The sequence below is a fragment of the Elusimicrobia bacterium HGW-Elusimicrobia-1 genome (genome assembly GCA_002841695.1).
Lineage (GTDB): Bacteria > Elusimicrobiota > Endomicrobiia > PHAN01 > PHAN01 > PHAN01.
On record PHAN01000011.1, the window covers coordinates 1 to 13,106 of the forward strand.

Annotated in this window: 7 protein-coding genes; 5 read left to right on the forward strand and 2 right to left on the reverse strand. The window is 48.2% G+C overall.

The window, feature by feature from the left end:
* The 3 genes from CVU77_06470 to CVU77_06480 all read left to right on the forward strand — a co-directional run.
* Positions 1-5,438 (forward strand): hypothetical protein (locus CVU77_06470; protein PKN01115.1); only part of this gene is annotated, 5,438 nt, incomplete at its 5' end.
* Between the two features lie 46 nt (positions 5,439-5,484).
* Positions 5,485-6,417, forward strand: a complete 933-nt coding sequence (locus CVU77_06475; GenBank protein ID PKN01116.1) for a hypothetical protein — start codon at positions 5,485-5,487, stop codon at positions 6,415-6,417.
* A gap of 517 nt (positions 6,418-6,934) precedes the next feature.
* The gene (locus CVU77_06480) at positions 6,935-8,062 is read left to right on the forward strand and encodes a hypothetical protein (protein PKN01117.1); all 1,128 of its coding nucleotides are present in this window, start codon (positions 6,935-6,937) and stop codon (positions 8,060-8,062) included.
* A 429-nt stretch (positions 8,063-8,491) separates the two neighbouring features.
* On the opposite strand, the gene CVU77_06485 is transcribed toward CVU77_06480, so the two are convergent.
* A complete protein-coding gene (locus CVU77_06485; protein PKN01118.1) occupies positions 8,492-8,767 on the reverse strand; it encodes a hypothetical protein in 276 nt (91 codons plus the stop codon).
* 126 nt (positions 8,768-8,893) lie between these two features.
* Between CVU77_06485 and CVU77_06490 the strand changes: the two genes are divergently transcribed.
* Both CVU77_06490 and CVU77_06495 read left to right on the forward strand, forming a co-directional pair.
* Positions 8,894-10,372: a hypothetical protein gene (locus CVU77_06490; protein PKN01119.1), complete on the forward strand. Its 1,479-nt coding sequence runs from the start codon at positions 8,894-8,896 to the stop codon at positions 10,370-10,372.
* A gap of 267 nt (positions 10,373-10,639) precedes the next feature.
* Positions 10,640-11,803 carry an AAA family ATPase gene (locus CVU77_06495; protein PKN01177.1) on the forward strand — a complete coding sequence of 388 codons (1,164 nt, stop codon included), beginning with the start codon at positions 10,640-10,642 and terminating at the stop codon, positions 11,801-11,803.
* A 294-nt stretch (positions 11,804-12,097) separates the two neighbouring features.
* Here CVU77_06495 and CVU77_06500 read toward each other — a convergent pair whose 3' ends face one another.
* A complete protein-coding gene (locus CVU77_06500) occupies positions 12,098-12,892 on the reverse strand; it encodes a hypothetical protein (protein PKN01120.1) in 795 nt (264 codons plus the stop codon).
* Positions 12,893-13,106: the final 214 nt, after the last annotated feature.

Genomic DNA, 13,106 nt, shown 5'->3' on the forward strand with positions numbered 1-13,106 from the left:
TCTACTGGTCCACGCCGACGGCTCTGACGTTATCGCAGGGCACAAGAAACTTCAACGCCACGCTTCTTACCGCGGCGACTTATCATTACATAAGAGCGGAAACCCAGCTTTATGAGGACGGCACTTCTTCGATATTTACCGTCGAAAGTGAGGCGGGTTATCCGATGAAACTCGCTTTCACGACACCCGCCCGTCATCTTATAGCCGGCACCACCATACAATTCGACGGCTCCGGTGTTCCATCATCCACGACGACCGTCCCTGCCCGCGGCGGCGATATGACGATAACGCAAAACGGCGATTTCGCGCCCGCCTTCATGACAGTGGAAATACGCGATGCCTACGATAATGTCGCCGTCTCGACGGAAAACGTAGTCGTGAGTTTTTCCGCTCCCTATTCGACGAATACTTACGGCATTACAAATCCTGTGCCGCCGGACAATCCTGCGTGGCAGTCGATATCAGGAGGCAACTATGCGAACATGCTGATTCCCGCCGGCAATACGACCGCCTCGTTTTATTTCTTCGAAACCGCGGCGGGTACCGTAGCGATAAAAGCGGCGGCTAAGACGGCATCCAACAGAGAATTTCAACCGTCTCAACAGGACAATTTTGTAACGAACGCACCGCCGAGTTATTTCACCATTCATCATAATTTTACTTCGGCAAATCCACTCTCGGTCAACACGACCGGACAGCTTACCGTAAAAGTCCGCGATAGATACGGCAACCTCGCAAGCGGAAGCGATGTCAACGGACAATATTACACGGGAACGATATTATTGAGTCATAACGGCACAAGCGGCAAGGCGATTCTGGAAGATGCCATAAGCGGGGCGACATATTATACATTCACGCAGTCGGATGCGGGGGTATATGCGAACTTGCGGATTTCGGACCAGATTCAGGAAACTTTGAAAGTCAATGTAACCGACTACGCGACGGAGCATCTTCCTCCGGGCGACCCGGCCAAGATAGTCGGTTACACTAACGATACGGACCGCGACCTGCCTGTCCGCTCCGATGGAAATGTCGTAACGGCGGGCGTCATTGTAACGCCCGAAGATATGGCGCCGGAGCATCCTCTTAGTCCGACTAAACAAACATTGCGCGAAGGCAGTATTTACGAATATAGAACTATGCTTCTGCAGGGCGACGGCGAGACCGACGAAAAACCCTCGCCGTTCCCGATGATGCGACTTAATATGAGAACGCGGCCCGCCGGCACAACTCAAACTTCGACAATAACGCAGATAAGAGTTGACAAACTCGGCACGTCGTCGTCGAGCGCCGTCACTGAACTCGCCCTTTACAGGGATGATAACAACAACGGTAAGTTCGACGGAGAATTATATTCGGGCGGTCCTTCGGCTGACGTTCTTGTGAAAACCGGAGAGTTTAACGAAAGCGAGCAGGCGTGGTATTTTACGGGTTTGAATGAGGTGATAACCGCCTCGCAAAAGAATTACTTTCTGACGGCGAGAATATCCAAAACCGCCGAGCCCGGCGAAACCGTCGGTTTGCGTATAAGCAGTTACAGTTATATAACGACTTCACCGGGAACCGCGATAAAAGTCGCGTCGAGCAATTTTTCGATGAGAACCGCGACTTCGACTATTATGGAAGAAGAGGGAAAGGTCTACGCCGTCTCTGAGGATATAGCGGCGTGGTTTGAAGTCGATATGGGAACGTGGACGACATTGCGCAAAAACAATTATATCTATCAGGGTTACCCCTTTGCGGGCATGTTGAAAATATCAATGTGGACGCCATACTTCAAGGGGTGGCTGCAACAAATCCGCGTCACAAGAATAGGCACCGGCAGTGATTCGGATATCGTCGGTTGCGCCGTATATATGGACGACAATAGCGCGGGGGAACCTTCCGGCGGCGACGGCATATTTCAGCCGGCTCTTGATACGCGAATTTCATCGTGGACGACCTTCGGCGCTGAGGGTACCGCGCTCGTCACACTGAATACTACGCAGCTTATAGACACGACGACGAGGCAATTTTTTATAGCGTACAGAATAAACGATTCCGCTGTTCCGGGCACTACTCAAGGCGCAAGAATCTCCGATGCAAATCATCTGGTTCTCTCTGTGGGAAACATACAGCCGACGCCTTCTATGATTTCGTCGCTTGTGTCCGTAGTTGCTACCACTGACAGAGTGAATCTTCTTGACTTTAACAAGGCGGCGCCGAATAATTTCTCTGTTTCCAGCGCTGCCGTTCAGGGCGACGTTAACTGTGTAATGGCGCGTCTTACGATGGGGACTATGGAAAGAACGGCCATCTGGCGCGGCCTTAAAATAGACAGAGGAAATACCGAAAAGAAAAACAAACCTTCCGATGTCGCCGATATAAAACTCTGGCGCGATGTTAATGGAAATGGCCTGTTAGACCCGTATATAGACCAGGTTGTGTCGTCTATCGATAAAGCCAATACATTTCCCGTCTCATTGCTCGCGCAGCCCGTCGGGCCGGCGGACACTTTTATAAAAGTAACAGACATAACGACTTTCATTCCCGATTCCGGATTATTTCCGCTTGTGCCGGGCCGTCTTATCCTGGGGGATGGTTCCGAGAATCAGGAAGTCGTGATATACAAAGGGATTAACGTCTACGATAATACTTTCACGGATATTGAGCGCTCGGCTACACCTTTGAGTTTTTCGACGGGAACTGTCGTTTCGGGACAGGCGATTATCAGAATACTCGGCACTCTGGGCGGTCAGGAGTTGACCACGGTACCCAAAGATTATTTTGTGACGTATGACATAGATACCCTTTCTTCCGTTTCCGCGGATTCTAATCTCGGACTTGAGATCAGAACAACGAATTACTTCTCTCTCTTGTCGCCCGACTATATGGAAAACAGATTCGGGAATATAGGGATTCCTCCGGGCGGCAAGTCGGCAAGTTATATTACGAAGTTAAATGAATTCGCCGACAGTGTCATATGCGTCGCCACTGAAACGCTGACGGGCAGTAATTTGCAGCAGAACACCGTCAATCAGGCGGTTTTAATGTTTACACTTGAAACTGCGAAATCCGAAGCTTTATGGAGCGGACTCAATGTCCACGGAATCGGCGCCGCCGCGGATAACGACAATCTTGTTGAAGAGGTTTCTTCGGTCAAGATATGGTATGACAATAACAACAACGGCATTTTTGAATCACAGTATGATTTGCTTATAGGTTCCGGCGCTTTCGGCAATATCGGTCAGTCATTGGTTGCGAATATTCCTTTTCAGCCGCAGTTTGTCAAGACGCTCATAACAAAAACGCGCGCTCAGACAATCGGCGATTCGCAGAGATACTTCGTCACCTATGATATTACCGGTACCGCCGTTCCGGTCGAGCCTGAAACCCAGGAGTCGCGCACACTCGGAGCAAAGATAGTCCGCGACGATTCAAACATCTTCGTTTCTTCCCCGAACTTTATGATTCCGACGGGTGGGTACTCCGGCGCTTTTCTTGGCCGCCTGCGAAATATAATACCTATGCCGGACCCGTTCGCGCCGGCCGCGGTTTATGGCGCGGCACTTTCTACAACATCAATAAAATGGAGCTGGCACGAAGTCGCCGAAGATGTTTCGGGTTACAGGATATATTCGGCGACGGGATGTATTTCGGGCGACTTGTCCAAAACAACAACATGCTGGACGGAGAACAATCTCAGCCCGAACACGCCCTATGTCAGGTATGTCAGAACATTTAATTCATACAGGGAAAGCGTCAATTCTCCTCCGGTTATAAGGCGTACCCTCGCCAATCCGCCCGTCGGAAGTCACATATATTTTATTTCAAGACATAACCTTGGTATTGCATGGTCGCCCAACGGAAACAGCGGCTATACTTCATGGGGAATTATTATTTCCACCGACAACTTTAAGTTCTCCGTTGCAATGATTAAAAACTTCGCCGACAACCACACGGACACTTTTTATCTCGCCGCGGGGCTTGCCGCAGGCACTACTTATTGGTTCAAAGTCCGCGCCTTCAACGAGGATGGCATACCGACGGGTTATGATTCAACTGTCGCCGCGCAGACATCTTCGTCGCCGGAACTTTTCGCCGCGGACATTTCCACCGGCTCTATCAAATGGGAGTGGAAAATTGTCTCCGGCGCGACATATTATCGGGTTTATGACGCGGCCGCCGCTTCACTGTTGGCGAATCTCGAAGGAAACGGCGCGACCACGTGGACGGAAACCGGTCTTGCGGCGAACACCCCATATTCAAGATACGCGAAATCGGGCGACCAAGACGGTCTTTCGGCCGCGTCCGCAATTGTAACGAGATATACGCTTGCCAATCCGCCGACCGGACTTTCGATAAGCTCGCCGGGCATTCACGCGTTAACGCTCGCATGGAACGCCAACGACGCGACAAGGTTCAGGATTTTCTGCGCTCCCGCCGACGATGAGAACGCCCCCGTCAAGGTATTGGAATGGGCAGACGGCATAACCGCTTCACCGGTTACGATAAACGCTCTGGCGCCCTCAACGACATATTATTTCGCGGTTTACGGTTATAACAGCGACGGTATACCAACGGATAGCAGCGCGACGGTAAAAGGTATCACGCAAGACCTGCCCCCGACGGTAAGCATGGTCGCCCCCGACCAATCCGCGACGATTAACCGCGACAAGACCACTGCCGGTGGCGTTAATCTTGAAGTAAAAGTGGAGATGCTGGCCGGAGCCGTTACGAGACAGGTTTATATGGATATCTCGGTTGACCCCGTCAAAAATCCGATAGTTGTGGACAAAGAAAAGATAACCGCCGCGAACAGTAAAATAACGTCGGACATAAAGAAAAAGATTATCGGCGATACGATAACCGAGTTTGTCGCCAGAGATTATGCCACGGGCGAAAAATTTACCGCGGAATTCGGCAACACGGTAAGGATAACACTCTCGTATCCCGACGCCGACGACGACGGTTTTGTCGACGGAACGGAGCCGAAGATTCCGGAGAAGAGTTTGAAAGTCCACGTTCTTAACGAAACGACAGACGAGTGGGAAGAAGTCGGCGGCACAGTGGATACGACAAGCAATAAGGTAACCGTGGAAGTCAAACACTTCAGCGTGTATGCTTTGGTAAGCGTAAAGACGTCGTCGTTAAGCCTCGAAGGAGTGAGAATCTATCCCAACCCGTATATACCGGCAGGGACCGGCGCAAACGCAAAATACCGCCGAGCCGAGGGCATAAGGTTTGAGGGATTAACCGATAAGGCAAAGATAAGGATATACAATGTAGCAGGCGAACTCGTGTTCGAGAAAGACATTGAAAACACCGGCGGGGTTTATGACTGGCCCGCGGCGAACACCGACGGAAACAAAGTCGCAAGCGGCGTGTATATCTATTACATAATCAATCCCGACGACGGTTCGCAAAAAGCCAAAGGGAAGCTTGCAATAATAAAATAGAGAAGAGTTTCGGGTATTCCGCCGTCGAGCGCGATTTGGAATAACGATGTTTATCCGAGGTTATATGCGAGGTTTTTTAATAAATCTTTCGGCGCTTTTACTGATTCATGGCGTTGCCCTTGGAGCATTTTCAAAGAGCGACGCGGGAACATCCGGCGCGCAGTTTCTAAAGCTTGGGGCGGGAGCCCGCGCAACTTCAATGGGCGGCGCTTTCACGGGAGTTGCCGATGACGCCACCGCGGTTTACTGGAACCCGGCGGGGTTGAGCCGGATAGAAAAAAAATCGGTTTCACTGATGCACGCCCTGTGGTTCGAAGATATATCGTATGACTGGGCGTCATATGTTTGCCCCGCGAAGATAGGAAGTTTCGGCGTCGGGATACAGTATGTTTCTTACGGAGCGCTAAAAGGCGCCGACAAAGATGGCGCGGAGACGGGCAATTTTATTCCTGCCGATATAGCGCTTACGATGGCGTATGGAAGAAAGATATCGGGGATAGATGCCGGCATAAGCGTAAAATACATTCAGTCAACGATAACGGAGACGGCCACGGCGCTCGCCGCCGACCTGGGCGTTATGAAAAAGATGGTTGATAATAAACTGTCCCTCGGATTGGCGGTTCAAAACATCGCCGGCGAAATGAAGTTCATAGAGGCGGCCGACCCTTTGCCGCTTACGATAAAAGTAGGCGTGGCGTATAAATTTATGAAGAACCTTCTTGTTTCGGCAGATATAATTATGCCCAGCGACAGCGGAGTCAACTTCGCTATAGGCGGCGAATACGCTCATCGGGTCAACGACGACCTCTCCGCGACTTTGAGATTAGGATGCAACACAATAAGCAAAGACGTCACCGGATTAAGCGGCATAACCGCCGGCATCGGGGGGGCATACAAAAACTACGCCATCGACTATGCATTCGTCCCATACGGCGATCTCGGTATGACGCACAGAGTATCGTTGGGTGTTAAGTTTTAGCTTATGGAAAGTGTGTAATGTAACCGAATCTTGACCCCACCCATGGATAAAAACACCGTTTTAAGTAGTAGTGAGCCCACTTTTACGATGCCTGCGACCCATTTTTACACCCTGGCATGACCCCTTTTGCTCCGTCGCCTGCCGATGCTCACCTCGCTTATTTTTAGCAGAACCCCCTCAAAAATCAACACAAACAGCAAAATTCGCCCCCACAAGCCAGGTTCGAACTGTAGTTTTTTCGTTAATGACATAAAACAAGGATGGCCGGGTAGATGGAAAACTGGTTTTCCAGTTAAATTGGGTCGTGGTAAAAACATACTAAAACTTGTAGTTACCGACGGACACAATACAGTAACCAAAGAAATGACGATTTATGTAAAAGAGTAACAGTGATGAAGAAAAATCCATTTTACATTCGGCGGGACATCACAGGCGCCGGCCGCGGCTCGTCCGATTTCAAGGACTGACACTCCTTGAAATTGACATATTACAAGGATTTTGATATACTCTTGCCGATATGAAAATACCGAGAACGTACGATTTGTCCCAAAAGATCGCGCCCGGCAAAGTCCTTGTCATTTACGGCCCGAGGCAGGTGGGAAAAACCACGCTTCTTAAGGATTTTCTTGCCGGAACAAAACTTAAATACCGGCTTGATTCGGGCGATAATATCGGGACACAGAATGTTTTGGGCTCGCGGGATTTTTCGGCGCTCAAAGATTACACCCAGGGCTACAATCTTATAGCCATAGACGAGGCGCAGAAAATCCGAGGCGTCGGCGACGGCCTTAAAATCCTCGTTGACCAAATACCGGGGATTCGCGTAATAGTAACCGGCTCGTCATCTTTCGAACTTACCGGACAAATCGGCGAACCTCTTACCGGCAGAAAGACCACGCTTAACCTTTATCCTATATCGCTTCTTGAACTCTCGCGTATGTATAATCCGTCGGAGACAAAAGAAAAACTGAGCGAGTGGCTGGTGTATGGCGGATACCCCGAGGTCCTGACGACGAAAAGCAAGAACGGCAAAGCCGCGCTGCTCGAGGAGATAGTCCAGTCGTATCTTCTGAAGGACATTTTGGAGCTTGAAAAAGTCAAGAGTTCCAAGATTCTGCTCGATATGCTGCGGCTTCTGGCTTTCCAAATCGGCAAAGAAGTTTCGCTGAGCGAAATAGCCCAACAGGTGGGCGTGAATTATAAAACCGTGGCGCGGTATCTCGATTTGTTCGAGAAATCGTTCGTGATTTATAATTTAAGAGGATTCAGCAGAAACCTCAGAAGCGAAATCACCAAAAAGAGCAAATATTTTTTCTACGACAACGGCGTCAGAAACGCCGTTATTTCCAATTTCAACGCTATTGAGTTGAGAAACGACATCGGCGCGCTGTGGGAGAACTTTATATTTATGGAGCGGCTCAAAAAACGCTCTTATAAAAACATATTCGCGAATTGCTATTTCTGGCGGACATGGGAGGGCAAGGAAATAGACCTTGTCGAGGAGCGCGGCGGCAAACTTTACGGCTATGAGATAAAATGGTCGCCCGCAAAAAAACCTCGCGTCCCCCGCGAGTGGGCCGAAACTTACAAAGGCGCAAAGTATGAAGTCGTAACGAAAGATAATTTTGCGGGTTTTGTGTCTTGAAATGTCGGAATATGAAGAATTATAAAACACTGCACTCGAAAGCCACCGCGGCGCTTAAAGAAGCCGTAAGAGAAGTCGTCGAGGACCACAAACGCACCGGCCGCCCGCTTGCCGTCTGGCGCAAAGGCAAAGTGGCCTGGATCTCGGCCGACAAAGTATCCAGAACCGCAAAATAGGGCTTGTCAGTAGGGGCATTTCCTCGTTTTAAAGCATCATCGGACGCGGTTCCGACCCGCCACCAATTTACCAAAACCCCCTAAAAAATCAACACAAACACCCAAATCCGCCCCCACAAAATAAGTTCGAACATCGTCCAGTCGGGGGAGTTTTTTCATTTTTACCGTCGACGTCTCGACGGAAAAATCGTTCCACAAAAGTTTCTCTCCGACGGAAAATCAACTCGCAATCCATTCGCAATCGCCATCTGCTTCAATGGAAACTCTCGCATCTCCCGCCCAAAACATCGCTCGCAATCGCGCCTGGCCCGCCCATTTTATTTTGTATAATTTGCTCGCGGCCGGGCGCCACTTCGCCCGGCGCAAGGGGAAATGTTTTGGGGATGGCGGGAGCATAACAAGATATGAAAAAAATAATTATTTTTCTCTCGGCAGTTTTGATTTCAACGGCGGGTTTCGGGCGGCAAAAAGAGCAGGCGGTGCCGTCTGTCCCCCCGGATTTGGAGTCAATCAGGCAAGAATGGGGCATGCCTTTAGCCAACGTTTCGCCCTACATGATAGAGCGTATGCGGGAGTATAAAAGATACAAAGAGTCGTCCGTCATAAAACGGATAGACGAAGCGCTTGAAAAAACGAGATAACCATAAGCACCGCCGTGCTTTATAAAATCTACGCGGCGGAAGACAAGAGCAAACTCCCCGAAAAATTCAGGACCGACGACAAGATAGAATGGTGGTGCGCGGAAGCGGAGATGAGCGGGCGTATTGCGGATATCGCCGAGGAGACGCGTCGCGAAATATTCGAGTACCAGAAGAAAAGATACAAAAAGCCCTTCGGAGCCCACAGAATTGAGACGGGCTTGCAGAAATACCGGCAGGAAGGAAAAATCACCGACGAGGAGTGTCTGCTTTACACCGCATACGCTTTATATGACCGCGCCTTGCTTCCGAGTAAATACAAAAAGCCGGAGTTGTACCAAGATTTCGAGAGAAGAGGATACATTTATCCCGACGCGCCACCAAAGATGCACGATATGTACTACGACGGCGCTGAGAAAAACTTCAAGAACCGCATAGAGCAAGAGTGGTTTAACCTAAGCCAAGGCCTCAGGGCAAAACTCGAGCCGCTATTAAAAAAGAACAATGTTTTTATCCCGCAGCGGGTGGAAAAAGGACCAACAACCTTGGGACTTATAGAAGAAGCATATCAAAAGGGCGAGATAGACGATGATGCCGCGACATTATACAAATTCTATGACTATTATGGTTTGGTAGATTTAATTCCTAAAAATTTAATCGGTAATCCTCTTCAGTGGGAGAGTGATGTGGTTTTTGAGCCACCGCCGTTCATTGAACAAAAATGGAACAAATTGCGACAAGAGACAAAAATTAAAATGAAAAAAGCAAGGTGGGGCAGAAACTTGCATCCTGAAAGTATTAGTATTAATTTGCCAAGAGATAATGAGGTGGTCAATTTACCCGCGATAACAGTTAAGGGGGCAATCAAAACGCTTGAGATGTACGAAGTGATAAAAGCATGGATAGAAGTCGGCGACAAGAAGCAAGAAATAAATATTTCTAAGTCAGAATATATTCCACCCGAGGAAACATTTGAAGATACAAAGGAAGGAAGATTGTCTAAACAAAGATATTTTGAGTGGAAGGAGAAACACAAAGATAATCCCGGATTTGTCGAATTATCGGTGCCCCCCGGTCAGAAAGTGTATAAATTCAGTGAGACAGTAGTATTACCATCAACAGGGATACATAGTATGAAAGTTTATGCGCAAAATGCATCAGATGGATCAGCAAACAAGGGAGTGTATGTTGTCTATCCTCCAAAAGATAAGACAGATACTACTCCGCCGACTATCGAAATAGAAGGAATTTATGAGGGACAAATACTTAGTGAAAAAGATTTTCGTTACAAAGTTAGGGGTTATGATGAAAACTTAACTCTTTGGTTTATCTATCTTAACGACAAAAAACTTACGGGCGGATCCCCTCTGCCTTGGATAGATATTTCCGCGGGAGCAGGTCCGGCGGCACCCGGCAAAAATATTTTTAGAGTGGTTGCTACTGATTTATATGGCAACAAAAATCAGAAGGAAATAAAATTTATTTATAAAAAATGAGAAGTTTAGTCAGAAACACACTATTTACGGTATTTACAGTTCTGTTTTTTAGTTCATTGTCAGAATGTTCGGTTACTGCTTCAATAACGACAAACAGTGGGGCAACATATACAATTTCGAGAGATGTGACGCTTGCTCTTTCAATATAGTCCAAATTGTAAATCCGATTGACAATTTGCCCCCTTAATTGTTATAATGCCGACGTCCGGCTGCCCGCCGTCGTTGGTGGCGGCCGGTATCCCCGCGCTTATACCTCAAAAAACCATTATGATTAAAAGAACCCTGTCGACGAAATTAAAAAGTTTGTTTTCAAAGTTTCCCGTTGTCGCCGTAACGGGTCCGAGGCAATCGGGTAAAACCACGCTCGTCAAACATGTTTTCGGCGGTATGAATTATGTTTCTTTGGAGGATTTGGACACCAGAGAGTTCGCGCTCAAAGACCCCAGGGGATTCCTTGCAAACTACGATGGCGGGGCCATAATAGACGAGATACAAAGAGCGCCCGCGCTTTTTTCTTACATTCAGACCGCTGTCGACGCAAAAAAGAAGTCAGGGCGTTTCGTTTTGACCGGCTCGCAGAACTTTTTGCTTCAGGAAAATATATCTCAGACGCTCGCCGGACGTGTCGCCATCCTCAAACTTTTACCTTTCAGTATTGACGAGTTGCGCCTCGACGGACGAAAAATCGGCGCTGCGGACGAATATATTTTCAAAGGTTTGTACCCGCCGATTTATGACAGGAAAATATCTCCCGCCGATTGGTATCCTAATTACATTCAGACATATGTCGAAAGGGATGTGCGCCTGATAAAAAACATAACCGACCTCGCGGCTTTTCAGCGTTTCTTAAAGATGTGCGCCGGAAGAATCGCTCAACCGCTCAACCTATCTTCGCTCGGGAACGAGTGCGGCATCACTCACAACACGGCAAAAGCGTGGCTGTCCGTCTTGGAGGCGAGTTACATCATTTTTCTTCTTAAGCCATTTCACAAAAACTTCAATAAGCGGCTTACGAAAATGCCCAAACTCTATTTTTACGATACGGGTCTCGCCTGTTCGCTTTTGGGATTGCAAGACAAGAAACAGCTCGACGGACATTACGCGCGGGGAAGTTTGTTCGAGTCGTTTGTTATCTCCGAGATAATAAAGGAAAAATTAAACAGTGGCGAAGAGCCGGGATGTTATTATTGGCGGGACAAAAAAGGAAATGAGGTGGACTGTGTAATTGATACTGCCGGCGGTCCGATTCAAGTAGAGATAAAATCAGGGATGACCATAGCCGATGATTATTTCGACGGGTTGAGATACTGGAACAAAGTTGCGGGATCGAAAAACACAAGACCTTTTCTTATATACGGCGGCGACGAAAATCAGCGTCGGAGTTTTGCCAGAGTGTTGAGTTGGAAAAGCATCCCGGATGTTTTTGCTTGATGGCCCCGCCGCCGATTTTACCGGGGGGTCGGTTTCAAGAAGTGTTTGTTCGACGGTGTAAGAGTTTCCCGCAAGTTCCGCGGCGATAATATCCGTGAACTCTTTCGTCGTTCCGGTCAGTTAGTGTGTAATTATGAGGATGTTCAAAAGTGTTGCGCGATATCTATAATCTTTATCAAAAGACGGAGTGTCGTTGTCGGGTGTGTTATAGGCCGTTACCGGTTTATTTCAGAACTTGATGTGTCAAATCTTGAAAATGTTCTTTCTTCCGGATACAAGAGAACAATCATTTTGTTATTTCGTCGCCCCTTCGTTGTCCTGAAGATAATTCAAAAGGCCGTATATGTTTCGGTGAGCCGACCTTGTGGTAATGATGCCGCGCCGAGGACGATCAAGATCGAGGATGAAATAAATGGTCATGACAGTCATCAGCGAATACGTGCACAGAATCACATAATCTATCTTCCTTGATTTGCTCGCGTAGCCGACAATAAAACTGCCGGTAATGCAAAGCAGGGACAAAAGCCAGAGGATGGATTCCGGAACATGCTTCTTTCTTGCTTCTTCACGCGTGCTCATGCCATCGACCATCTTGTTGATAGCCGGTATCATTTGCATCGACCGGGTTGCATTGCCGGGCAATTGGGAGATGTATGATGCGCGCTGCCATATTCTCGTCGAAATGTCGTTTGCTTCTTGCAGAGCGGCAAAAATTCTATCTTCATTGGTGCCTGCTTCATAGTACGCAATGCGCGCCACGATGTAATCTTTGAAATCGTTCCTGAATGCGATTTTGAGAGAGTCGGGATATAACGCGGAACGGAATAAAGCGGTTCCGATATCGTTGCTTTCTTCAATAAGTAAATCCCTCCGTACATCGTAATGGGATGCCGATTGATTAAATGTAAACGCAAGCAACAAGGAGAGCAAACCAAGCACTGCTCCTTCAAGCGGACCTATTCCGTCCGGCGAGTATGAAGGGTCCTTCTTCATCTTATACCGCATTGCCCGCAGACCAAGCAAATAGAAGAGTATTATCCCGATGAAAAGAACTCCGACAAGAAGCACAGCGGGTATATTATAGAGCATCAGTATCGTCCTCCCTGTATTTTAAAATACGATGTTTGGCGGCCGGATATTTGTGGAAAACGGTTTGAATGTCTTCTTTAAGACGAAAGTGGAATCTTGAAAATATGTTCATAACAGAGGGCCTCGCGAGATTTCGCGGACAGTTCCACCAAAAATTATGTCAATTTGTCTGTCGAAAGCAAAAGTTCGCGCCGCTTCGGACATCGTTGCCCTG

Coding starts and splice junctions, on each gene's coding strand:
- CVU77_06500 (PKN01120.1), bottom strand. CDS start 12,892: ATGCTCTATAATATACCCGCTGTGCTTCTTGTCGGAGTTCTTTTCATC.
- CVU77_06475 (PKN01116.1), top strand. CDS start 5,485: ATGTTTATCCGAGGTTATATGCGAGGTTTTTTAATAAATCTTTCGGCG.
- CVU77_06480 (PKN01117.1), top strand. CDS start 6,935: ATGAAAATACCGAGAACGTACGATTTGTCCCAAAAGATCGCGCCCGGC.
- CVU77_06485 (PKN01118.1), bottom strand. CDS start 8,767: ATGCCCCATTCTTGCCTGATTGACTCCAAATCCGGGGGGACAGACGGC.
- CVU77_06495 (PKN01177.1), top strand. CDS start 10,640: ATGATTAAAAGAACCCTGTCGACGAAATTAAAAAGTTTGTTTTCAAAG.